At 33.2% G+C, this 22212-nt stretch carries 24 protein-coding genes; 19 read left to right on the plus strand and 5 right to left on the minus strand.

Annotated features, from left to right (window positions below):
* Positions 1 to 187 precede the first annotated feature (187 nt).
* The 10 genes from ACWA1F_RS01345 to ACWA1F_RS01390 all read left to right on the plus strand — a co-directional run bounded on the left by ACWA1F_RS01345 (position 188) and on the right by ACWA1F_RS01390 (position 11538).
* Positions 188 to 2050, plus strand: a complete 1863-nt coding sequence (locus tag ACWA1F_RS01345; protein ID WP_456890988.1) for a glycoside hydrolase family 13 protein — start codon at positions 188 to 190, stop codon at positions 2048 to 2050.
* 232 nt (positions 2051 to 2282) lie between these two features.
* Positions 2283 to 3947: an alpha-amylase family glycosyl hydrolase gene (locus ACWA1F_RS01350; protein ID WP_456890990.1), complete on the plus strand. Its 1665-nt coding sequence runs from the start codon at positions 2283 to 2285 to the stop codon at positions 3945 to 3947.
* Positions 3948 to 4148: 201 nt separating this feature from the next.
* Positions 4149 to 4826 (plus strand): glycerophosphodiester phosphodiesterase, encoded by a 678-nt coding sequence (locus tag ACWA1F_RS01355; RefSeq protein WP_456890992.1) that lies wholly within the window; start codon positions 4149 to 4151, stop codon positions 4824 to 4826.
* 86 nt (positions 4827 to 4912) lie between these two features.
* Positions 4913 to 6121, plus strand: coding sequence for a BaiN/RdsA family NAD(P)/FAD-dependent oxidoreductase (locus ACWA1F_RS01360; protein ID WP_456890994.1), 1209 nt, complete (start codon positions 4913 to 4915; stop codon positions 6119 to 6121).
* Positions 6122 to 6126: 5 nt separating this feature from the next.
* The gene (locus tag ACWA1F_RS01365) at positions 6127 to 6774 is read left to right on the plus strand and encodes an HAD family hydrolase (protein WP_456890995.1); all 648 of its coding nucleotides are present in this window, start codon (positions 6127 to 6129) and stop codon (positions 6772 to 6774) included.
* A 95-nt stretch (positions 6775 to 6869) separates the two neighbouring features.
* Positions 6870 to 7940: a hypothetical protein gene (locus tag ACWA1F_RS01370; RefSeq protein WP_456890996.1), complete on the plus strand. Its 1071-nt coding sequence runs from the start codon at positions 6870 to 6872 to the stop codon at positions 7938 to 7940.
* 103 nt (positions 7941 to 8043) lie between these two features.
* Entirely contained in the window at positions 8044 to 9411 is a 1368-nt protein-coding gene (locus ACWA1F_RS01375; protein ID WP_456890998.1) for a YncE family protein, read from the plus strand.
* A gap of 21 nt (positions 9412 to 9432) precedes the next feature.
* Positions 9433 to 10014, plus strand: a complete 582-nt coding sequence (locus tag ACWA1F_RS01380) for a Crp/Fnr family transcriptional regulator (RefSeq protein WP_456890999.1) — start codon at positions 9433 to 9435, stop codon at positions 10012 to 10014.
* Positions 10015 to 10074: 60 nt separating this feature from the next.
* Entirely contained in the window at positions 10075 to 10764 is a 690-nt protein-coding gene (locus tag ACWA1F_RS01385; protein WP_456891001.1) for an MBL fold metallo-hydrolase, read from the plus strand.
* Positions 10765 to 10815: 51 nt separating this feature from the next.
* Positions 10816 to 11538: a hypothetical protein gene (locus ACWA1F_RS01390; protein WP_456891002.1), complete on the plus strand. Its 723-nt coding sequence runs from the start codon at positions 10816 to 10818 to the stop codon at positions 11536 to 11538.
* A gap of 47 nt (positions 11539 to 11585) precedes the next feature.
* Here ACWA1F_RS01390 and ACWA1F_RS01395 read toward each other — a convergent pair whose 3' ends face one another.
* Entirely contained in the window at positions 11586 to 12062 is a 477-nt protein-coding gene (locus ACWA1F_RS01395) for a TspO/MBR family protein (protein ID WP_456891004.1), read from the minus strand.
* A gap of 148 nt (positions 12063 to 12210) precedes the next feature.
* Between ACWA1F_RS01395 and ACWA1F_RS01400 the strand changes: the two genes are divergently transcribed.
* The 7 genes from ACWA1F_RS01400 (at position 12211) to ACWA1F_RS01430 (ending at position 17675) form a co-directional block, all read left to right on the plus strand.
* Positions 12211 to 13311 (plus strand): diphosphomevalonate decarboxylase, encoded by a 1101-nt coding sequence (locus ACWA1F_RS01400; protein ID WP_456891006.1) that lies wholly within the window; start codon positions 12211 to 12213, stop codon positions 13309 to 13311.
* Between the two features lie 36 nt (positions 13312 to 13347).
* Positions 13348 to 13602 carry a hypothetical protein gene (locus ACWA1F_RS01405; protein WP_456891008.1) on the plus strand — a complete coding sequence of 85 codons (255 nt, stop codon included), beginning with the start codon at positions 13348 to 13350 and terminating at the stop codon, positions 13600 to 13602.
* A 4-nt stretch (positions 13603 to 13606) separates the two neighbouring features.
* Positions 13607 to 13756, plus strand: coding sequence for a hypothetical protein (locus ACWA1F_RS01410; RefSeq protein WP_456891010.1), 150 nt, complete (start codon positions 13607 to 13609; stop codon positions 13754 to 13756).
* A gap of 3 nt (positions 13757 to 13759) precedes the next feature.
* Positions 13760 to 14698 (plus strand): mevalonate kinase family protein, encoded by a 939-nt coding sequence (locus tag ACWA1F_RS01415; protein WP_456891012.1) that lies wholly within the window; start codon positions 13760 to 13762, stop codon positions 14696 to 14698.
* 67 nt (positions 14699 to 14765) lie between these two features.
* Positions 14766 to 15356, plus strand: a complete 591-nt coding sequence (locus ACWA1F_RS01420; protein ID WP_456891014.1) for a DUF502 domain-containing protein — start codon at positions 14766 to 14768, stop codon at positions 15354 to 15356.
* A gap of 59 nt (positions 15357 to 15415) precedes the next feature.
* Positions 15416 to 16372, plus strand: a complete 957-nt coding sequence (locus ACWA1F_RS01425) for a geranylgeranylglycerol-phosphate geranylgeranyltransferase (RefSeq protein ID WP_456891016.1) — start codon at positions 15416 to 15418, stop codon at positions 16370 to 16372.
* 394 nt (positions 16373 to 16766) lie between these two features.
* Positions 16767 to 17675 (plus strand): pseudouridine synthase, encoded by a 909-nt coding sequence (locus ACWA1F_RS01430; protein WP_456891018.1) that lies wholly within the window; start codon positions 16767 to 16769, stop codon positions 17673 to 17675.
* A 61-nt stretch (positions 17676 to 17736) separates the two neighbouring features.
* Here ACWA1F_RS01430 and ACWA1F_RS01435 read toward each other — a convergent pair whose 3' ends face one another.
* Together ACWA1F_RS01435 and ACWA1F_RS01440 are read right to left on the minus strand one after the other, a co-directional pair.
* On the minus strand, positions 17737 to 18339 hold the full coding sequence (locus tag ACWA1F_RS01435; RefSeq protein WP_306155659.1) for a DUF937 domain-containing protein: 603 nt from the start codon (positions 18337 to 18339) through the stop codon (positions 17737 to 17739).
* A gap of 274 nt (positions 18340 to 18613) precedes the next feature.
* The gene (locus tag ACWA1F_RS01440; protein ID WP_456891020.1) at positions 18614 to 19114 is read right to left on the minus strand and encodes a DUF456 domain-containing protein; all 501 of its coding nucleotides are present in this window, start codon (positions 19112 to 19114) and stop codon (positions 18614 to 18616) included.
* 199 nt (positions 19115 to 19313) lie between these two features.
* On the opposite strand from ACWA1F_RS01440, the gene ACWA1F_RS01445 reads away from it, so the two are divergent.
* Positions 19314 to 19544: a hypothetical protein gene (locus tag ACWA1F_RS01445; protein WP_456891022.1), complete on the plus strand. Its 231-nt coding sequence runs from the start codon at positions 19314 to 19316 to the stop codon at positions 19542 to 19544.
* A 49-nt stretch (positions 19545 to 19593) separates the two neighbouring features.
* Positions 19594 to 20079 carry a hypothetical protein gene (locus ACWA1F_RS01450; RefSeq protein WP_456891024.1) on the plus strand — a complete coding sequence of 162 codons (486 nt, stop codon included), beginning with the start codon at positions 19594 to 19596 and terminating at the stop codon, positions 20077 to 20079.
* 35 nt (positions 20080 to 20114) lie between these two features.
* Here the strand turns inward: ACWA1F_RS01450 and ACWA1F_RS01455 are convergent, their stop codons facing one another.
* The gene (locus tag ACWA1F_RS01455) at positions 20115 to 21218 is read right to left on the minus strand and encodes a glycosyltransferase family 2 protein (protein WP_456891026.1); all 1104 of its coding nucleotides are present in this window, start codon (positions 21216 to 21218) and stop codon (positions 20115 to 20117) included.
* On the minus strand, positions 21215 to 22159 hold the full coding sequence (locus ACWA1F_RS01460; protein WP_456891028.1) for a hypothetical protein: 945 nt from the start codon (positions 22157 to 22159) through the stop codon (positions 21215 to 21217). The genes ACWA1F_RS01455 and ACWA1F_RS01460 overlap by 4 nt, the downstream gene beginning before the upstream one ends.
* Positions 22160 to 22212: the final 53 nt, after the last annotated feature.

Here is a 22212-nt window from a genome sequence, read left to right on the forward strand (position 1 = left end):
ACTTATTTGTTCTTACATTTTTTTATATGATTTAATTCAAGACTGATTGTCTTTGTTCTAAAGTTTAAACAACCTGTAATCCCGAAGCGTCGGGACAAAACCTTGTAGGTTTATATAATACCAAAGACTTTCTCTAGAATACCTACAAGGTTTTGAAAACCTTGCAGGAAACTAAAAACTTCACGTTATGAACATCAAAAAAACAAACCACACATTCTACAAACTAATCCTTTTAGTTTTGTTGTTTTCCGCTTCCGCGAAAGCGCAAATCCAAAAAGTAGAACCGCCTTTCTGGTACGCCGGAATGAAAAATCCGGAATTGCAGATTATGTTCTACGGAAAAAACATTGCACAATATGAAGCTTCTGTTTCGAACAACGTTGCGATTAAAAATGTAGAAAAAACAGAAAACCCTAACTACGTTTTCATCACCATCGACACGCAAAAGCTTAAAGCATCAGAACTTACTTTTTCATTCAAATTGAAAAACAAAGTCGCTTTTACACAAAAATATTCTCTTAAAGAAAGAAGAGCCAATTCTGCTGACAGAAAAAGTTACGACGCATCAGATGTAATGTACTTGATTATGCCAGATCGTTTTGCTAACGGAAATCCGAAAAACGACAGCGATGCTAATTTAACAGAAAAAGGAAACCGCGCAGAGCCAGGCGGACGTCACGGCGGCGATATCGAAGGAATCATCAAAAACTTAGATTATATCTCGTCTCTTGGTGCAACGACTATTTGGAGCACGCCTTTATGCGAAGACAACGACAAACAGCATTCTTACCATACTTACGGACAATCTGATGTTTACAAAATCGATCCTCGTTATGGAACGAACGATGACTACGCTCGTTTATCTGCAGAAATGCACAAAAAAAACATGAAATTGGTTATGGATTACGTAACCAATCACTGGGGAATCACACATTGGATGATGAAAGATATGCCAACCAAAACATGGTTCAACCAATTTGAAACTTTCACACAAACACACCACAGACGTGAAGTAATTACAGATATTCACGCTTCAAAAATAGATCAGGAAGTTTGTGTTGACGGCTGGTTTGTACCTTCTATGCCAGACTTGAACTTAAGAAATCCGCTTGTGGCAAAATACTTAACTCAAAACGCTATTTGGTGGATTGAATTTGCAAACTTAGACGGTTTCCGTGTGGACACTTATAATTATTCAGACAAAACGGCAATGGCCAATTGGGCAAAAGCAATTACTACAGAATATCCGAACTTTAATATCGTAGGTGAAATCTGGATGCACAATCAGGCGAATTTAGCTTTTTGGCAAAAAGACAGTAAAATTGGAGCGATCGAGAATTACAATTCAAACCTTCCATCTGTAATGGATTTTACGCTTCAAAGCCAGGTAACGTCAACTTTCAACGAAGACGAACCAAGCTGGGACAACGGATTGATTAAATTCTACAACAATTTTGCAATGGATTTTTTATATCCAGACACGAATAACATTCTAGTTTTTGCTGAAAATCACGATACAGATCGTATGAACGATAAGTTCAAATACGATCTTCCGAAATACAAATTGGCAATGACTTTATTGGCAACTATTCGCGGAATTCCACAGATTTACTACGGTTCAGAAATTGGAATGGGCGGTGACAAAAGCAAAGGTGACGCCGATATTCGTCAGGATTTTCCAGGCGGCTGGGCTGGTGACAAAAACAATGCTTTCACAGCGACAGGCAGAACAGCTCAACAAGCAGCTTATTTTGATTTCACTTCAAAATTATTCAATTGGAGAAAAACAAACGAAGCGGTTCATTTTGGAAAAATGACGCATTATATTCCTGAAAATAACACCTATGTATATTTCAGATATACAGATAGTAAAACGGTTATGGTAGTTTTCAATAATAATGCAAAACCACAGACTGTAAAAACAAACCGTTTTAAAGAAAACATCAAAAACTACAAATCAGGAAAAGATGTTATCTCAGGAAAAGCATTCGATTTAAGCTCTGAAATTACTCTAGAACCAAAATCGGCTTTGGTTTTAGAATTGGAGTAATTTCTTAACACATAGAAACATAGTTTATAGAAACGTAATAAGTCGTTTCACTCAGCATCAATACACATAGCTATGTGTTAAATGACGAGTCATTTTTCGATCTTCTCATTTAGAAAGGAAAAAATCTATGTCTCTATGTGTTTAAAATTTTTAGCCACAGATTAAAAAATCATTCTAATCTTTTTAATCTGTGGCTATTCTTTTTATTAATACTTCGTTAAATCAAATATTTATGAAAAAATACACTTTCCTTTTTCTATCTTTAGTATTCATAATTACGGGTTGTTCTGGCTCAAAATCAGTTTCAATGAATACAGATACTTCAAAGACACCTTTCGTTTGGGAAGGCGCAAATGTTTATTTTTTACTTACAGATCGTTTTTACAACGGAGACAAATCCAACGACATTAATTTTAACCGAACCAAAACTCCTGGAAAACTCCGCGGATTTGAAGGCGGTGACATTATCGGAATTACCAAAAAAATCGAATCGGGTTATTTTGATAAACTCGGAATCAATGCCATTTGGCTTACGCCGATTGTAGAACAGATTCACGACGGCGTTGATGAAGGAACTGGACTTAGTTACGGTTTTCACGGCTATTGGGCAAAAGACTGGACGTCTCTTGACCCCAATTTCGGAACCAAAGAAGATTTAGCCAATTTGGTTAAAAAAGCCCACGAACACGGAATCAGAATCGTTTTAGACGGCGTTATCAATCACACTGGTCCCGTAACTTCAGAAGATCCTGTTTGGCCTTCAGACTGGGTTCGTACGGGAATTGTTTGCGATTATAAATCGTTCGAAAATACAACCATGTGTACGCTGGTAGATAATCTTCCAGATGTAAGAACAGAAAGTTCTCAAAATGTAGAATTGCCACCACTTTTAATTGAAAAATGGAAAAAAGAAGGCCGTTACGAAAAAGAAATTGCTTCGCTTGATGAATTCTTCAAAAGAACAGGTTATCCTAGAAGTCCGAAATATTACATTATAAAATGGCTTACTGATTATATTACAGAATTCGGAATTGACGGTTACCGTGCTGATACTGTAAAACATACCGAAGAAGGCGTTTGGGCCGATTTCAAAAAAGAATGTGATTACGCTTTCGCGAATTGGAAGCAGAACCATCCGCTTCAGGTTTTAGATCAAAACCCGTTTTATACGATTGCTGAAGTTTACGGCTACGGAATCAGTGGCGGACAGGAGTATGATTTTGGAGATAGAAAAGTTAATTATTTCCAGAACGGTTTCAACAGCATGATCAATTTTGAATTTAAATGGAATGCTGCTCAAAGCGATTATGAAACTTTATTCTCGAAATATTCGAATGCTTTAAACAACGAATTAAAAGGTTATTCAGTTCTTAATTATACGTCTTCTCACGACGACGGCCAGCCTTTTGATGCCAATCGTGTAAAAGGTTTTGAAGCAGGAACTAAGCTTTTACTTTCTCCTGGAATGTCACAGGTTTATTACGGAGACGAATCGAATCGTTCTTTGGTTATAGAAGGAACTCAAGGCGACGCGACTTTACGTTCGAACATGAATTGGGATGATATTCAAAACAATGCAGATACGAAGCGAATGCTTTGGCACTGGCAGAAATTAGGGCAGTTCAGAAGAAATCATCCTGCAGTTGGCGCTGGAATTCATTCTAAAATTGAAAGCAAACATTACTTGTTTTCAAGAACTTATACTAACGGCAATTTTACAGATAAAGTAATCATCGGTTTAGATTTACCTGAAGGTAAAAAAGAACTTCCTGTAAACTCCATTTTCGAAAACGGAACCAAATTAAAAGACTCCTTTTCTGATAAAGAAGCTGAAGTCATTGATGGAAAAGTAACTATTGATAGCGAATATGGAATTGTTTTATTAGAAAAGATTTAAACTTAACCGCAAAGCACACAAAGATCTACGCAAAGCGCGCAAAGTTTTTTTGCCACAAATTTCACAAATTTTCACAAATTAATTTATCTTATCTAATTTGTGAAAATTTGCGAAATTTGTGGTTTTTATTTTTTTTAAAATTCATTGCGACCTTTGCGTAAATCTTTGCGACCTTTGCGGTTAGAAAAAAAACACTCGCAAATGCTAAAAATAGCTCATAGAGGTGCAAAAGCATACGAACCCGAAAATACTCTTCAGGCTTTCCAAAAAGCTTTAGATCTAAATGCAGACGGAATCGAACTCGATGTTCACCTAAGTGCTGACGGACATATTATCGTAATGCATGACGAAACCATCGATAAAATGACCAACGGAAAAGGTGAAATCAATACTTATACTTTAGCTGAATTAAAGTCATTTCGAATCGCTGATACACTTCAAATTCCAACTCTAAACGAAGTTTTTGATTTAGTCGACAAAAAATGTTTCATCAATGTTGAGCTAAAAAATGCCGATACTTCAAAACAAGTTGTTTCGTTAATTGAAGAATATATTTCTAAAAAAGGCTGGAAATACGAACATTTTATCATTTCAAGTTTTGACTGGAACGCTTTAGAAGAAGTTCACAATCTAAATCCAAACATTTTAATTGGTGTTTTAACAGAAGAAGATATTCAATCTGCTTTGGCTTTCGCCGAAAGTATAAAAGCATATGCTATTCATCCTGATTTTCAGTTATTGAATAAAGAAAATACAAAAACCATTCAGGAAAAAGGTTTCCAAGTTTTCCCTTGGACAGTAAATTCCGAAGAAGACATTCAAAAAGTAAAAAGTTACAACGTAAACGGAATTATCTCTGATAATCCAGACAAAATATAAAGTTTAAGAATAGCCACGAATTCACGAATTTTTATTCTCAAAGATTGGCAAAAATAATTCGTGAATTCGTGGCGATCAAAAAAATTATGATTAAAAATTTCGATATAATAATCGTTGGCGGAGGTGCTGCAGGCTTTTTTACAGCAATTAATATTGCAGAGAAAAACCCAAAACTCAAAATCGCTATTTTAGAAAGAGGAAAAGAAGTTCTTTCTAAAGTTCGTGTTTCTGGCGGCGGTCGCTGCAACGTTACGCACGCTTGTTTTGAACCCAACGAATTGGTAAAATTTTATCCGCGTGGCGAAAAAGAACTTCGCGGGCCATTTCATCAATTCTGTTCTGGAGATACGATTGAATGGTTCGAAAAACATGGCGTCGAATTAAAAATTGAAGAAGACGGAAGAATGTTTCCCGTTTCGAATTCATCACAAACTATTATCGATTGTTTCTTAAAAGCAACCGAAAAATTAGGCATAAAAGTACTTACAGGACAAAGCGTACAATCGATTTTCAAGAAAGAAAATCATTGGAAAATTGATACTCAAAGTGACAATTTTGCTTGCGAAAAATTAGTAATGGCGACCGGAAGCAACCCAAAAATCTGGGAAATGCTTCAGGAACATGGCCACGCTGTTGTAAGCCCCGTTCCTTCCCTATTTACTTTTAACATCAAAGATCCGAGAATTAAAGAATTGCCAGGCGTTGCAGCGCAGGTTACGGTAAATGTAAAAGATACAAAACTAGAATCGACTGGGCCTTTGTTAATCACACATTGGGGAATGAGCGGACCCGCAATTTTGAAACTTTCAGCTTGGGGCGCACGTATTCTACACGATAAAAATTATCAATTCACCATTTTTGTGAATTGGTTAAACGATGTTGATACCGAAGATGCCGAAAAAATTCTAAAAGACTTAAAACAAGAACACGCTAAAAAAGCCGTTTCTAAAAAATCTCCTTTTGATTTTCCTAATCGTTTGTGGGAAAGTTTAGTTTTGGCTTCAGATATTAGTGAAGAAACCAAATGGGCAGATTTATCGAAAAACCAATTGCAGAATTTAGCTTTACAATTGACAAAAGCAAAATTTCAGGTAAACGGAAAAAGCACTTTTAAAGAAGAATTTGTAACCGCAGGCGGAATCGATTTAAAAGAAATCAACTTTAAAACCATGGAAAGCAAAATTCACGAAAACCTTTATTTTGCGGGTGAAATCGTCAATATCGATGCCATTACAGGAGGATTTAATTTCCAGAATGCCTGGACAAGCGGGTTTATTCTGGCTCAAAATATTTAATTAGAATGAAATTTAAAGGAATTATTTTTGATTTAGACGGAACATTAGTCAATTCATTACACGACATTTCAGATGCAATGAATATTGTTTTAACTGGTTTAAATCACCCCACTCATAGTTACGAAACCTATCAATATTTTATCGGAAGCGGTTTGCGAAATTTGGTCAGCAAAGCTTTGCCTTCAACTCATAATAATGACGAACAAATCGAAATTTGTTTTGATTGCATGATAAACGAATATCGTAAAATCTGTACTTTAAAGACAAAACCATACGATGGCATTTTAGATCTATTGAACAATCCAGCTTTAGAAAATATCAAAATGGCTGTTTTTTCGAATAAAGCAGATGAGTTGACGAAAAAAATAGTTTCAGAAATTTTTCCAGAACAATTTGATTCTGCCGTTGGCTTGAGTACAGAAGCTCTGAAAAAACCAAATCCGTTTGAGGCTTTAGAAATTAGTAAAAAATGGAATTTAAGTCCCGCAGAAATTCTTTTTGTTGGCGACTCTGATATTGATATGTTGACTGCAACCAATGCGAATATGTTTCCTGTTGGCGTTACTTGGGGTTACAGAACCGAAGAAGAATTGAAAAACAGCGGAGCCAAAAAAGTGATTCATAAAGCATCTGAATTAATTGAAATATTATAACCCTATAATTTTTTATATTCTCCATTATTACTAAAAAAACTTCTATATTTGCTTTTTACACATAAGTCAAATCTTACAATAATTTCGAAGTAATAATGAAAAAATTCTTATCGATTATAATTATATCAATTATAATTTTAAGTTGTGAAAATGATGATTCCCAAAGTTTTAAAGAAGAAAAAATAATATTAAAGACCAATGTTATTGATGCTGAATATTCAAAAAAAAATGATCAGTTAGTATATATCTCTTCAAATCCTTCTCAAGTTAACATTCTTGATTCCAATACAGAGTCGTTAAAAAAGATTTCACTGGCTTATGAGCCTAAATGTATTTCTATTTCGCAAGATGGAAACACAGCTGTAGTAGGTCATGACGGCCACATTACACATGTTAATTTAAAAAATCCTTCTATAATCCAGACGTACGATATTTCTTGCTCTGCTCTTGATATAGTTCTTGGCAATAATAGATGGGCTTATGTTTTTCCAGAAAAAGATCAATGGACATATGTTAAAAGTGTTAATATGAATTTGGAATACAATTACGAAATGCCTATCAGTATGTACAATCAAATATATGCAGGAACTAAAGGAAGACTACATCCGTCAGGCAAATATATTTATGCGCAAAGCCCGTCATCAAGCGCTAAAATTCAGAGACTTACAATAAAAAACGGAAATATTGATGATAGATATGAATCTGATTTCGAGGAAGAAGACTATACTATTCCAAGCATATGGTTTTCAGAAGATGGTAACAGGCTTTTTACTAGAGAGAGGAGTGTTTTAAAAACCTCTGAACTTAATAGTTTAGATGTTTTATATAATGGTAGAATTCCTTCCGAAAACAATTCTAAGATTGATTGGATGGATCATTCTTCATCAAAAGGAAAATTATATGTGATCTTTTCAAATGGTGACAGATGGAATCCAATAAAATCAAATAACATTTATGTTTTTAACGATTCAGATCTTAGCTATGTAAATAAATTTGATTTAGAAAAATATTTCAGTCAAACGAAACAAAATAGTGTAGAAACTTATGATGCAGCTCCTTACTTTGTTTTTAGCAACTCAACTGGAAATCGTTTATTTGTAATAACAAAAGCGCTTAATTCTGATTTAGTGAATGAATGGGCGGTTCAAAAAATAAATGTTAACTAATAATTGTTCTTTTTAATTAAAACTACCTAATATTTGTGTCTCTTTTTTAATTATAGCGATCAAACACTATTAAAAATAATGAGATACAAAACAAAATAATATTATGAAAAAAATTGTATTAGCCTTAATTACGGTGTTAACAATTGTTGGCTGTTCGAATAATGATTCAAATGAACAAACTAAAGAAGCAAATTACTCGGTACCAGATACTTTAAATTTTACAATCTTCAATAATAAACTTGTTCTTAACATTGAAAATCAAGGAGAAGTACTTTTAAACTATAGTATAGTAAATTCTAAAAGCTATGTCTCTCTTTCTAAAAAAGAAGGAAATATAACTTCTCTAAATCATGATGAGATTACGGTTACAGTTGATAAACAAAACTTACCAAATGGTAAATCTTATTCAAAACTATATCTGAATATCAACAATAAAAAAGATTCAATAGTTGTAAGCGTTACCAATTTTGTTGAACAAAAAGTAATCTTAAATTCTGATGTTGTAGATGCAGAGTTTTCTAAAGTTACCAATCAACTTGTTTATGTTTCATCAAGTCCTGCAGCTGTAAACATCCTAAGTACAAATACAGGCTTAATTGAAAGTATCCCATTATCGTATCTTCCTACATGTATCTCAATATCTCCTGATGGAAAAACTGCTTTAGCTGGACATGATGGATATATTTCTTATATCAATTTAACTGGCAAAACTATTACAAAGACATACCCTGTATCCTGTTATGCAAATGATATTGTACTTGCGGGCAATAAGTGGGCATATGTTTTTCCTAAAAATGGTCAATCAACTTTTATAAGATCCATTAACTTAAACTTGGCAAATGACAATGAATATCAACATCTTGGTGAAAAGATTTACGAAGGAAACAAAGCAAGATTACATCCATCAGGCAAATATATATACGGAGCAGAAAATGGGTTATCCCCAATGGATATAGAGAAATACGATATTCAAAATGGAAATGCAGAATATAGTTACGATTCTCCGTATCATGGAGATTATATTATGAATGGAAATTTGTGGTTTTCTGAAGATGGAAATAGAATATTTACCAGAGGCAAAACTGTATTTAAAACTTCCGAACTTAGAAGTCAGGATATGTTATATAACGGTGTAATCAATACTGACACGAATCCATACACACCTATACAATGGCTAGATCATTCAGTAGCAAAAAACAATCTGTATTTATTACTAGTAGCTGATGATAGCTGGACTCAAAAGAAACTTCCTTACATTTATATATATAATGATTCAAACCTTGCTTTTAAAAACAAAATCCCGTTAGAGCAATTTCTAGTTTCTAAAAATGAATCAGAAAAAGTATTTTACGATGCAGAACCATTTTTTGTGTTTAGTAATTCTATTGGAAATAATTTATTTGTAATAGTAAAAGCAACTGGATCTGGTTTAGCCAAAGAATGGGCAATAGAAAAAATTAGTGTCGAATAAAAATATTGTTACCCAATATAATTGATAAAAAAATATCTTTCACTACAAAAACAAATCACAGCAATTGCTTCTTTTTCTGAAAATGAAATTGAAGCAATTTCTTCTTGTTTTGAATATGAAAAATACAACGCCAAAGAATATCTCTCTGAAATGGGAAAAATCAGCAACAGGATTTTTTTCATTCTAAACGGATTGGCAAGGGTTTATTATTTAAAAGACGGAAAAGAAATTACTACGTATTTAAGCTGTGATGACGGTTTTATTGCCTCCTATTCGAGCTTTATCAATCAGACTAAATCATTTGAAAATATTCAGTGTATTGAAGATTGTGAAGTGCTTTCTATTGCTTTCGAAAAAATGCAGTTTTTGTACAGCGAAATTCCGAATTGGGAACGTGTCGGAAGAATTTTAGCCGAACAGAATTACCTTTGCATGGCTGACAGAGTTTTAAAACTTCAAATGATTCCTGCCAAAGAAAAATATTTGACTTTTCTGGAATCGGCTCCAGCCAAAATAATCCAGCGAACACCTTTAATCCATATTGCTTCTTTTCTTGGAATTACGCCAGAATCGCTGAGCAGAATTCGTCAAGATATTTCTTAACATTTATCAAGTAGATTGAAAACCCGAATTCAAATCTTTGCGAAATAAAATTTCAAAAAGATGAAGAATATTGCCAAAGACTTTTATCAAATTCCATTATTTCCTCGAAACGCTATAAATTCCTACTTAATTGAAGATGTCTTAATTGATGCTGGAATTAGAACTTCTGCCAAAACTATATTAAAAGCAATTAAAGGCAAATCTGTTACCAAACACGTACTCACGCACGCCCACGCCGATCATCAGGGAAGCAGTAAAATAATCTGCGAAAAACTCAACATTCCGCTTTTGTGCAGCGAAACCGAAAAAGAATTTGCTGAAAATGGAAATGTTATTAATGAATATCCAAATCCGAATCATTTTATTTCTAAGTTTCAGAAAAACTTTTGGGCTGGAAAAGGGCATTCCGTTTCTGAAACTTTAAAAGGAGGCGATCAAATTGGTGGTTTTACGGTGATTGAAACTCCAGGACATTCTCGTGGTCATTTATCTTTTTTTAGAGAAAAAGACGGCGTTCTCATTGTGGGCGATGTTATGACCAATATGAATCTCTTAACAACAAAAGTTGGTCTGCACGAACCTCCTAATTTATTTACTAAAGATTCGGAAACGAACAGAAAATCTATTTTAAAACTGGCTTCTTTAAAACCTAAAATATTGTGCTTTGGCCATGGTCCTGTTTTATATGATAATGGAGAATTGGAAAAGTTTTCAAAATCATTAATTAACAAGAATTTACAGAATCTGTAAGTTTTCGTTAAGAGTATTCTAATAATTTTACTCTCAGCAAATTAATCGCGTATGAGAGTAAAATTACTTACCACAATTTCTTTTCTTACTTATCAATTTTCAATTTCCCAGACTGAAAAACTTCTTCGTGGAAAAGTTATGAATCAAAACGTATCTCTTCAAAAAATAGAAGTCATCAATAAGACTGCTAAAACTAGTACCACTACAAATGATTTAGGAGAGTTTTCGATTTTAGCAAAAGCAAAAGACAGTTTGATTTTTTTCTCCCAAGATTACTTATTTACAAGATTGCAACTAAAAAATGCAGATTTAGAAAGTGGTTTTATAATTGTAAATATGACTCCAAAAGCTGTAGAATTGGAGAATGTAGTTGTTTCCAGATCTGTTTTTAATAAAACTGAACTTAAAAAAATCGCCAATGACAAAGAGGGAATAAATAAGATTATAATTCGAAAGCAATTTGACGAAGTAACTTCAAAAGTAATGGTCTATGACGGCCAAATTAAACATGGTTTGAATTTCAGTTACCCCATTTTTGATAAACCGAAGAAAAAAATAGAGCCTAGCGACGACCGTTTTAAGAAACTCGTCATCGCTTCTTGTCCACCTGATTTTTTTATCAAAAATTTAAAAATCAACCCCGAAGAAAAAGAAATTTTCTTAAATTTCTGTAATGCTGATGCAAAATCTAAAATCCTTTTAGAAAAATCAAATGTTTTAGAATTAATGGACTTTTTATATGCTAAAAATGAAGAATTTAAGAGTTTGAAATAGAATTCTAAAAAAACTTGAAACAAAATAAACCTGAAACATGAAACTACTTATTTATTTAGCCACCAAATACTAGCATTCAAAACCGTTGCAAATCCGACCCAAGCCAAGTAAGGAATCAATAAATAACCTGAAATTTTATTGATTTTAATGAATTTCAAATACGTTTCGTAAATCATTAACCACAAGAGAACAATTTCAACAAGTGCCAGCATCGGATTTTTTAATCCGAAGAATAAATACGACCAAATTGCATTTAATGTCAATTGAATTAAGAAGAAAAGTAATGCTGTCTTCACTTTTTCAGTTTGTTCTTTTATTTTGTCCCAAACCAATGCCGCTGCAACTGCCATAAAAATGTAAAGCATAGTCCAAACCGGCATAAAAATCCAGTTCGGCGGATTAAAAATCGGTTTTTCAATTGTTGGATACCAGGATTCTACACTCGGTCTGGTTACCAAACTTGCAGAATATCCAACTGCTAAACAAACAATTAAAGCTATAATGATTTTTACCGTTTTATTCATTGCATCAAATTTTGAGTTCAAAAATAATCAAAAGAAAAATGAAACCATATAAGTAATATAAGTTCATTTAGTAAAGGCTTTATATTTTCTTATATAACTTATATGGTGAAAAAATTTAAAAACTATCTTTGCCAAAATTTTATAATTCATGTTAACAGCAGCCGATTTTATTCCAGCTCAATATACTTCAACAATAGAAAACGGAAACTTTGAATGGAGTGCTCCAAGCAACATTGCCTTAGTTAAATATTGGGGCAAAAATGACAATCAGATTCCGGCAAATCCTTCAGTAAGTTTTACTTTGAATAACTGTAAAACGATTACAAAATTGGCTTTTTCGAAGAAAGACATTTCGACTCCGCTCAATGTGACAAATCATTTTTCTTTTGATTTACTTTTTGAAGGAAAACCTAAAGAAGATTTCAAACCAAAGATTCAGAAGTTTTTAGAAAGAGTTGAAGTTTATCTGCCGTTTTTGAAGGATTATCATTTTACAATTGATACACAGAATACTTTTCCGCATAGTTCTGGAATTGCTTCTTCGGCTTCTGGAATGGCGGCTTTGGCAATGAATTTTATGAGTTTGGAAAGAAAACTAAACCCGGAAATGACAGATGAATATTTTTATCAAAAAGCTTCATTTTTGGCACGTTTAGGTTCTGGAAGTGCATGCCGAAGCGTAAAAGGAAATGTAGTCGTTTGGGGAAATCAGGCGAATATTGAAGGAAGCACCGATTTATTTGGAATTGAATTTCCTCATATCATTCACGAAAATTTCAAGAATTATCAAGATACGATTTTATTGGTTGATAAAGGCGAAAAACAAGTTTCGAGTACTGTCGGACATGATTTAATGCACAATCATCCGTATGCTGAAAGACGTTTTACTCAAGCACATGAAAATCTAGACAAATTAATCGCCATTTTCGAAAACGGAAATATCGAAGAATTCATCAAAGTGATAGAAAGTGAAGCTTTGACTTTGCATGCTATGATGATGACTTCTATGCCGTATTATATTTTGATGAAGCCAAATACATTGCAAATCATCAATGCTATCTGGAAATTTAGAGCTGAAACTCAGATTCCAGTTTGCTTTACACTAGATGCTGGCGCCAATGTGCATGTGCTTTATCCTGAAAATGTTGCAACAAAAGTATTGCAATTTATTCAAACCGATTTAGTTGTTTTCTGTCAGAATAGTCAGTACATTTGCGACGAAATTGGAAACGGTGCAATTGCATTGTAATTTTGCGTATCTTTAATACTTTAAAGCTAAAATAAAATGAATACAGCGGCTATAAAACTTTATGACTTGTTTAGAAAAGAGCTTAACCTCGACGAGAGTAAGGCTAAAGAGTTTGTAGAAGCAATTGACAGAACAATCAGCGAAGAAATCAGACAAGATAAAAATGAAATTGCTTCTAAAGATTTTGTGAAAAAAGAAATCACCGATGCGAAAAACGATATGATCAAATGGTTTGTTGGACTATTTTTCGCTTTAGCAATGATGATAATTGGCTTGTACATTAAAAAATAAAGTTATGGACATTGAAGCAGAAAAAATCGAGGTAGCAAAACTGATTATGGCTTGTGATAATCCTATCATTTTAAGAAAAGTTCGAGAACTTCTGGAAAAAGGATTAAAGAAAAAAGCTTCTCAATCAAATAAAATAAAAAAAGACATTAAATAAATCATGAAAGGACCATTATTTTACTCAAAAATATTACTCTTTGGAGAATACGGAATTATCCGCGACTCTAAAGGACTTTCTATTCCTTATAATTTTTATAACGGCGCTTTGAAAAAAAGCGAAGAACATTCGGCAGAAGCTATTGCATCTAACAAAAGCTTGAGAAGTTTTGCTTCTTACCTGGAAGTTTTACATACGCAGCAGCCAGAGTTGGTTACTTTCGATTTAGAAACTTTAAAAAATGATGTCGAAAGCGGCATGTATTTCGATTCTAGTATTCCGCAAGGATATGGTGTGGGAAGCAGCGGTGCTCTTGTTGCGGCTATTTATGACAAATATGCTACAAACAAAATCACAGTTTTGGAAAATCTTACTCGTGAAAAACTATTACAATTAAAAAATATATTTTCACAAATGGAGAGTTTCTTCCACGGAAAAAGTTCTGGTTTAGATCCTTTAAACAGTTATTTAAGCATTCCGATTCTTATTAATTCTAAAGATAATATTGAAGCAACCGGAATTCCGACTCAGAGCTTTGACGGAAAAGGTGCTGTATTTTTATTAGATTCTGGAATTGTCGGTGAAACTGCTCCGATGGTTAACATTTTTATGGAAAACCTAAAAGACAAAGGTTTCCGTGCGATGCTAAAAAACCATTTCGTAAAATATACCGATGCCTGCGTAGAAAACTTCTTGCAAGGCGACATGAAATCTTTGTTTACCAATACCAAGAAACTTTCTAAAGTGGTTTTGAATCATTTTAAACCAATGATTCCAGAACAGTTTCATGGAATCTGGCAACACGGAATTGATACCAACGATTATTATCTAAAACTTTGCGGCTCTGGCGGCGGCGGTTACATTCTAGGTTTTACCGAAGATTTGGAACGCGCTAAAGCTTCGCTGAAAGACTACAAACTGGAAGTCGTTTATCAATTTTAAGCTTTAGGTTTATAGACATAGCTGGTAAATACTCTTCTTTAAATTAATCTTTAAAAGATATATAATTATGAAAAGTATTTTAAAAATTATCAAAGCAACATTTTTGGGAGGCATTTTATTTCTGGCTCCCTTAATTTTATTGCTTGTACTTTTAGAAAAAGGCTTCTCTATAACACAAAAAGTTACTAATCCGATTGTAAATAATCTCCCTAGAGTCAAAATTTTGGGATTGGCTTTGCAAGAAATTGTAGCCATTGCGATTATCGTAATTATCTGTTTGGTAGCTGGGCTTATTTCGAGAACTGTTTTTGCCAAGCAGCTTATTCAGAAACTTGAAGAAAGCGTTTTAAGTTTTGTTCCTGGTTATTCATTTATGAAAAACATGAATGAAAGCATTATGGGAATCGAATCTAACGAAAATCTAAAAGTTATTCTAGTTCCGACAGACGCTGGATTACAGTTTGCCTTTTTGATTGAAGAAATTAACGAAAATAAATTTGCCGTTTTTATTCCAGACGCACCAAATCCGTGGAGCGGTTCTGTGGTTTTTGTGGAGAAAAAAGACATTACCGAAGTTGATATTTCGCAAAAAGAAGCATTGGCCTGTATTAGAAAATTAGGGTTTGGTTCTAAAAATTTATTAAAAAATAAGCTTTAATCATTCTAAAAAAAATATTTGCCTTAAATTACCACTCTAAAAACTATAACCCATAAGAAATGCTGAGCAGACAAAATAAACTTTTAATAATGAAAATTGTTAGTCTGTTCTCTGTAGTTCGTGGTTACAACATTCCGATTATTGTTCTGGCGCAATATTTATCGGCTATTTTTATTCTTGCACCAGAAATTAGAGCGCTCGATATTTTACTTGATTTTCATTTATTCTTAATTGTTTTTGCATCTGCTATTACAATCGCTTCGGGTTATATAATCAATAATTTTTATGACAGTCAGAAAGATTTAATCAATCGTCCGAATAAATCTATGTTGGATCGATTGGTAAGTCAGAAGACTAAATTATCGGTTTACTTTTCTTTAAATTTTCTTGCTGTATTAATGGCTTTTATTGTTTCGTGGAGGGCATTTTTGTTCTTCTCGGCCTATATTTTCTTAATCTGGTTTTATTCGCATAAAATTAAAAAGTATCCAATAATAGGGAATTTAATGTCGGCATTGCTCGCAGTAACGCCATTTTTTGCAATTCTGCTCTATTTCTATAATAAGATTTCGTTTGAAGAAATTGAGAATCACATGAGTCATTTTGTAGTGATTTCGGCGCATGCTATGTTCTTGTTTCTACTTTTACTAATTCGTGAAATGATTAAAGATCTGGAAAACCTGAAAGGCGATTTGGTAAATGATTATCGCACCATTCCTGTCCTTTATGGTGAAAAAGTTTCGAAACAAGTTATTACGGCGTTAACTATTTTGACTATTCTTCCCGTTTATATTTTGGTAAATATTTATGATGTCGGTTATATGGACATTTATTTTTATGTCTGTTTTGGCGTTTTACTTTTTTTCCTGATTTATTTGTGGAAATCCGATTCTAAAGAACAGTATTTACGACTTCATAATGTACTCAAGTTTTTGATTGTAGCTGGAGTTTGCTGTATCGTCCTGATTAATCCGAGCGTTTTATGGCACGGGAGGGAATTGATTTCTAATTATTAAGTTTGTTATTTCACAGAGTTTTTTATTCCGCAAAGATTCACAGAGTTTTTGCACAAAGATTCGCCAAGATTTTTTAAAAGCTTTTCTTTAAAATGAATTCTTTCTTCTTTATACTTTTCAATAATTTTAAATTCTTTGTGTATCTCTGTGGCACAATACCACTCAATATCTAAAAGAAGCCTATTGTTTGGATTTAGCCCCGATTGAAGTGGAAATCCTTTTATTTTTTGCTGCCAAAAAATAAAAGATTGGAGCGGAAAGCGGGAATCCATGCTTAAAAAAAGCCTATTGTGATGCTTCTAAACCATTTAAAAATCAGCGCTATTAATCTAAGAACAATGAACTTAAGATTTATTAGCAGGAAAAAACTATCTTTGCATAAATTAATGATTGTATGAACAACAAGGAAGGCAATAATAAAAGAGGCGGATCGAGACCAAACAGCTCAAGATCAAACTCTAACAAGCCAAAACCTGCTTTACCAAAACGCGCGCAGGGACCAAAAAAAGTAAAACCTGAAGTTAAAGCAGCGCAGGAAGCAGCAGCTGAAAAACTTAAAAAACAAAATCAGCCTGCAAAGAGACAAAAGGCTTCAGATGAAATTCGTTTGAACAAGTACATCTCTAATTCTGGTGTTTGCTCGCGTCGTGATGCGGACATTTATATCCAGTCTGGAAACGTAAAAGTTAACGGTAACGTAGTTACTGAGATGGGATATTTGGTGAAATTAAATGATGTTGTAAACTTTGATGGCGTTACGCTAACTCCTGAAAAGAAAGAATATATTTTATTGAATAAACCTAAAAACTTTACGACTGCTTTTGATGAAGGCCAGGAATACCGTAACGTTCTAGAACTTGTTCGTGGTGCTACAAATGCAAAAATTGCAGCTGTAGGAAGAATGGACAAGAATACAACTGGTTTGCTTTTGTTTACAAACGACACTGATATGATTCGTAAATTCACGCTCCCGAATCAGAAATCGCCTAAAATTTATCAGGTTTCTTTAGACAAAAACTTAAAGTTTGAAGATTTAGAAAAAATCAGCAAAGGTTTAGTTCTTGACGGACACCGCGTTTCTGTTGAAGAAGTAAGCTACATAGATAACGAACCAAAAAGTGAAGTTGGCCTTAAATTGCGTACATCTAACGTAAAAGTGGTGCGTGCTATTTTTGAATCTTTCGAATACAATGTATTGCGTATTGACCGTGTTTCTTTTGCTGGATTAACCAAAAAGAATCTTCCTCGAGGAAATTGGCGCTTTTTGACCGATCAAGAAATTATCAATTTGAAAAACATGTAATTGTTTTCAAATTAAGATTATAAATGAATCCTGTTTTCTTCTGAAAATGGGATTTTTATTTTTAGAAACTAAAGAAATTATGTCCGAAAAGGGTAAAAATAGATCTTCCGATAGATTGGTTTTTATCTTCTACTGTTTCGTAAGATGAAAAGCCTAGGATGATTTTGATTCCGGGAGGAATGCTGTTTAAAATTTCTCTTTTTTGGTCGTCTAAAAGGAGTTTTAAACTTTCTATTAATTGAAGATTGTATCTTAAGTAAGACATTACAAGTAATGCTGAAAAGTTAAGTATTTCGCGAGCTGTTTCGCTTTTTATACCAACTTCATTGGAAACCATTTCTGAAATTCTGCCTTTTTTATTAGCAAATAATTCTTTCAGCAATATATTTCCTTCCAATCGGTAACAGTCGTCGACTGATAATATTCTGCCTGCATTAAAATCTACTTCTTGGTAAAAAGTGGAATCTTCTTGGATTAGTGAAACGATTTCAGAATAAAAATCAGATTCTTCGGCTTTGTTGTAGAGTCCCATTAAAATCGTGCCGATCGAGACGTCTATTCCCTTTATTAGCAGTGCATCATTCTCAAAATAAAACTTGTTTAACTTGGAGACAACATTAGAAGAAATAAAGCGTCTAAGTTCAATTTGTAGGTTTGGGGTCATACTCATAACTTAAAAAATGATTATTTATATTCGTTTAAAATAATCGATAAAATGAGGCTTTTTATCGTTTATCGTGATAAAAATATAAAATATTTTAACATTTCCAAAAATTAAGTTAAAAATTTACCTTCTTAATAACCAGTTCTTAACAATAAAAACTTCTTAGCACTAGTAAATTCAACCTTTTCCGGTTCAAATACAAAACAAATACATGTAAGAAAAACCTTTTGTTTGTTTTTAATTCCAAAGCTAAAGAGCTGGAAATGTTATAGAATTAAAATAAAATGTTTCGATATTCCCACATAATACTTAAAAATATACCCAAATAAACTACTGCAAACAGAAAGTTAACAAAACTCGAAGCGAGGAATCCTAATAGCGATCCAGTAGCCGCTTTTAAGGCCCTTTGATGATTCTGAGAGTCATACATTAATTCGCCGATAAAAGCTCCCACAAATGGTCCGATTATAATTCCAAACGGAATTGGCGCTAAAATTCCGACTATCAAACCAATGTTGGTTCCCCAAACTCCGTAAGAGCTTCCACCGAACTTTTTGGTTCCTTTTGAAGGAATTACATAATCTAATATTGTAATAATGACCATTAGGACAAAAGTGATTCCTAATACCCAGTAATTATTTTCGACTGCCTTTGTGAAATACAGCAAAAGCAGTCCGACCCACGAAGAAGATAAGCCAGGAAGAACAGGTATAAAACTCCCGAAAACTCCAACAATCATACATATAAAACCTAATAATACCAAGATTAAATCCATAACTTTTTGTAATTTTGCACCTACAAATTACATTAAATTTTGTGAGATGCGTTATATAATTCAAATATTACTATATACATTTCTAATTTTTGCGATTAGTCAGAATAGCAATGCGCAGACAAAAAAACTTCCTTTACAAGATCAAATATTGCAAGACAGCCTATATCGAATCAATAAGAAAAAGATTTTAAATTTTTCTATGAAGGAATTTGATGCGCTTTTCTTTGAGTTTTTTACAAAGAAAAACAATCCAGATATTTTGCTGTCTAAGACCGAATATTACGACTATACGGTTCAAATTGCCACTTTTTCTGATCGCCTTGCCCGTTTGTATCCTGATCAAAAAGAAGTTGCCGCTCAAAACAAAGAAAAATGGCTGTCGGAAAGCTATGAAGATTATTTAGAATACAAAGCATCTCAAAAAAAATAATCGTATTTTTATACCACAATTTTTTTCTATTCAATTCAACTTTAAAATCTTGAAGCAGTTTTTCCTATTTTTCATTTGTCTCCTTTTTAATTCTTGTCAATACTTTGAGAAGCAGGTTCCGTCTGAAAAAGAGTTACTTCAAAAGGAATTAAAATCAATCAATTGGAAAGAAGTTGATGAATATCCGTCTGTTCCAGATTGCGATAAAATTGCCGATAAAAAACTTCGGCAGCAATGCTTTTTTGAAGTAATGTCGAGCCTTATTCAGGAAAAATTAAACATCGATACGTTGTCTATTTTATATCCTGAATTGGATACCATCGAAGTAAAAGTAACTGTTTTTCCTAATTCGACGATGAAGTTTGAGCCTCAGTTTCCTAAAGATTCTGTGGCTTACGACACCATAAAAATCGACAGCATACTGCATGCGCGTCTAGTCGATTTCCCAAAAGTAAATCCAGCCATAAAACGTGGGATTCCAGTAAAAACGCAATTTATTTTGCCGGTTATTATAAAAGCAAAAGAAGACAAATAAATTTAACCATATAAGGCATATAAGCTTATTATAAGTTACTTTTTGAATTTTCTGTCTTTCCATTCATAAGAGCCAAATAGACTATACAAAGCTACAGTTGAACTAAAAAACGGATAAAGCAAACTGCTTAATAAAAGGCTTTTAATTCTCGTTTTAGTTAAAAATTGATTCGTTATTGAAAGTAAAACAAAATCAATTGCAACTTTAGCAAAAGCAAAAATTACAAAAATTGGATAAGGCCAGATTCCGAAAATCAGAAGAAAAAACCCAATAACAAAACTTAGATTTCCAAAGAAAACAATTAGCCCTAAAAATTTACCAAAAGTACTTTTGTATGAACTCGTTTTGGCCGCCCAGCGTACTCTTTGATAAAATAATGATTTCCAATTTTCGGTTGGTTTTGTTGTGACGATTGCCTCTTCTGCCTTTAAATAATGAACTTCTTTCGGGAATTTCTCAATTGCTTTTTGCAGTAAAAAAACGTCATCGCCACTGGCAATTTTATCGTTGTCGCTAAAACCATTCAAATCTTCAAACAATGATTTCTTGTAAGCGAAATTGGCTCCATTGCACATAAATCCATTTTTCAAACCAAAACTTCCAATTGTTGCACCTTGCAGGCTTGTTAAATCTAATTGCTGAAAATGATCTAAAAAAGAGTTATCACATTCATAAGTCACAGCTCCAGCTAGCATTGAAACTTTATTTTCTTGAATATAATTATCAAAAGTCAAAAGCCAATTTTCAGGAACAATACAATCAGCATCCGTCGTAATAGCCCAATCGGTTTTTACATGTTGCATCGCGGTTGTAATGGCATCTTTTTTGGGAGATTTCGAAACCCGAATATTGTCGATTTGTGAAACGTCAAATGTGAAATGTGAAATGTGAAACTTTTCATCTGAATTGTCATCAACCAAAATAACTTTAAATAAATTTTTTGGATAATTCACATTAGAAAAACTCTCTAAAAGTATCGGAAGATTTTCTTTTTCATTCCGAAAAGGAACTATAATCGTAAAACTAGTTTTCGGCTCTAGATTCTTTCTTTGGTATGTTTTTATTCTAAAAAAACCATAAATAAGTAAAGCAATACTTATGATGTAAATGGCTAATATGGAGAAAAATCCAAAAATCATTCTGTCGTTTTGGTTTTAAAATTCAGCACAAAATAACTTCCTAAAACAACTGGCAGAACTACATTTAGAAACCACATCAAAGTAGAGATAAAAATGACAATCCATTCGTTTACGCCCAGAATTCCAAAGAAATAAATGGCAACACTTCCTTTTACTGCAAAATCTAAAAACTGAAAAGTCGGTAGAGAAGATGCTAAAAAATAAACCGATGTAATCGCTGCCATTAAAGTTAAATACGGTAAATCGACATCAAAACCCAAAAACAAAAAGTAATATTGATGCGAAAAAACTACATAACGGCAGATTCCTAAAAAGATATTTTTCTGATGAACCGATTTCGGAATTTCATTGATTTTATGAATCAGTTTTTCGATGGAATAGCCTTTGATTTTTATTTTTTTTATAGAAAAAAGTAGAATTAAAAGCAATAGAAATCCGCCGAAAAGAATCAGCACTGTTTTGGTTGTAATAACATTGAACTGCGCATTGAAATAGAGCAGTCCGAAAACTCCAAAAATGATCGTTAAAATCATCTGGATTCCGTTGCAGATTAAGTTTAGAAATACGACTCTTTTGGCCTCCGATTTTGGATAATATAACGCTTTTCCTGCGTACTCTCCTACTCCATTTGGCGTAAAAATCCCAGCTGTTAAAGCGGCTAAAACCTGTTTTGTAGCTTCGTAAAGCGATATTTTGTGAATTACTTGCGCAAGATTCTGCCATTTCAAAATCTCGAAATAACGGTTCAAAACACTCAAAAGCAAAATAAACGAAATCCCTAAAACCGACTGATTTTTCTTGAACAATACAATAAACTTCTGCCAGTCTAATTTGTCGTTATTCGCCAGCTGGTTGTATATAAAATAAAATGCACCGCCAACGATTAAAAGTTTGGCCAGAAGAACTAGGAATTGCTTAGCTTTGTGAGGAATTGAAATCATGCCGCAAAAGTAAAGCTATTTCGCAAAGATTCACGAAGAAATCACAAAGATGC

The sequence above is a fragment of the Flavobacterium erigeronis genome, from assembly GCF_054075165.1.

Excerpts from the sequence above, each read along its gene's own strand:
- ACWA1F_RS01345 (WP_456890988.1), top strand. The coding sequence starts at position 188 with ATGAACATCAAAAAAACAAACCACACATTCTACAAACTAATCCTTTTA.
- ACWA1F_RS01350 (WP_456890990.1), top strand. The coding sequence starts at position 2,283 with ATGAAAAAATACACTTTCCTTTTTCTATCTTTAGTATTCATAATTACG.
- ACWA1F_RS01355 (WP_456890992.1), top strand. The coding sequence starts at position 4,149 with ATGCTAAAAATAGCTCATAGAGGTGCAAAAGCATACGAACCCGAAAAT.
- ACWA1F_RS01360 (WP_456890994.1), top strand. The coding sequence starts at position 4,913 with ATGATTAAAAATTTCGATATAATAATCGTTGGCGGAGGTGCTGCAGGC.
- ACWA1F_RS01365 (WP_456890995.1), top strand. The coding sequence starts at position 6,127 with ATGAAATTTAAAGGAATTATTTTTGATTTAGACGGAACATTAGTCAAT.
- ACWA1F_RS01370 (WP_456890996.1), top strand. The coding sequence starts at position 6,870 with ATGAAAAAATTCTTATCGATTATAATTATATCAATTATAATTTTAAGT.
- ACWA1F_RS01375 (WP_456890998.1), top strand. The coding sequence starts at position 8,044 with ATGAAAAAAATTGTATTAGCCTTAATTACGGTGTTAACAATTGTTGGC.
- ACWA1F_RS01385 (WP_456891001.1), top strand. The coding sequence starts at position 10,075 with ATGAAGAATATTGCCAAAGACTTTTATCAAATTCCATTATTTCCTCGA.
- ACWA1F_RS01390 (WP_456891002.1), top strand. The coding sequence starts at position 10,816 with ATGAGAGTAAAATTACTTACCACAATTTCTTTTCTTACTTATCAATTT.
- ACWA1F_RS01395 (WP_456891004.1), bottom strand. The coding sequence starts at position 12,062 with ATGAATAAAACGGTAAAAATCATTATAGCTTTAATTGTTTGTTTAGCA.
- ACWA1F_RS01400 (WP_456891006.1), top strand. The coding sequence starts at position 12,211 with ATGTTAACAGCAGCCGATTTTATTCCAGCTCAATATACTTCAACAATA.
- ACWA1F_RS01405 (WP_456891008.1), top strand. The coding sequence starts at position 13,348 with ATGAATACAGCGGCTATAAAACTTTATGACTTGTTTAGAAAAGAGCTT.
- ACWA1F_RS01410 (WP_456891010.1), top strand. The coding sequence starts at position 13,607 with ATGGACATTGAAGCAGAAAAAATCGAGGTAGCAAAACTGATTATGGCT.
- ACWA1F_RS01415 (WP_456891012.1), top strand. The coding sequence starts at position 13,760 with ATGAAAGGACCATTATTTTACTCAAAAATATTACTCTTTGGAGAATAC.
- ACWA1F_RS01420 (WP_456891014.1), top strand. The coding sequence starts at position 14,766 with ATGAAAAGTATTTTAAAAATTATCAAAGCAACATTTTTGGGAGGCATT.
- ACWA1F_RS01425 (WP_456891016.1), top strand. The coding sequence starts at position 15,416 with ATGCTGAGCAGACAAAATAAACTTTTAATAATGAAAATTGTTAGTCTG.
- ACWA1F_RS01430 (WP_456891018.1), top strand. The coding sequence starts at position 16,767 with ATGAACAACAAGGAAGGCAATAATAAAAGAGGCGGATCGAGACCAAAC.
- ACWA1F_RS01435 (WP_306155659.1), bottom strand. The coding sequence starts at position 18,339 with ATGACCCCAAACCTACAAATTGAACTTAGACGCTTTATTTCTTCTAAT.
- ACWA1F_RS01440 (WP_456891020.1), bottom strand. The coding sequence starts at position 19,114 with ATGGATTTAATCTTGGTATTATTAGGTTTTATATGTATGATTGTTGGA.
- ACWA1F_RS01445 (WP_456891022.1), top strand. The coding sequence starts at position 19,314 with ATGAAGGAATTTGATGCGCTTTTCTTTGAGTTTTTTACAAAGAAAAAC.
- ACWA1F_RS01455 (WP_456891026.1), bottom strand. The coding sequence starts at position 21,218 with ATGATTTTTGGATTTTTCTCCATATTAGCCATTTACATCATAAGTATT.
- ACWA1F_RS01460 (WP_456891028.1), bottom strand. The coding sequence starts at position 22,159 with ATGATTTCAATTCCTCACAAAGCTAAGCAATTCCTAGTTCTTCTGGCC.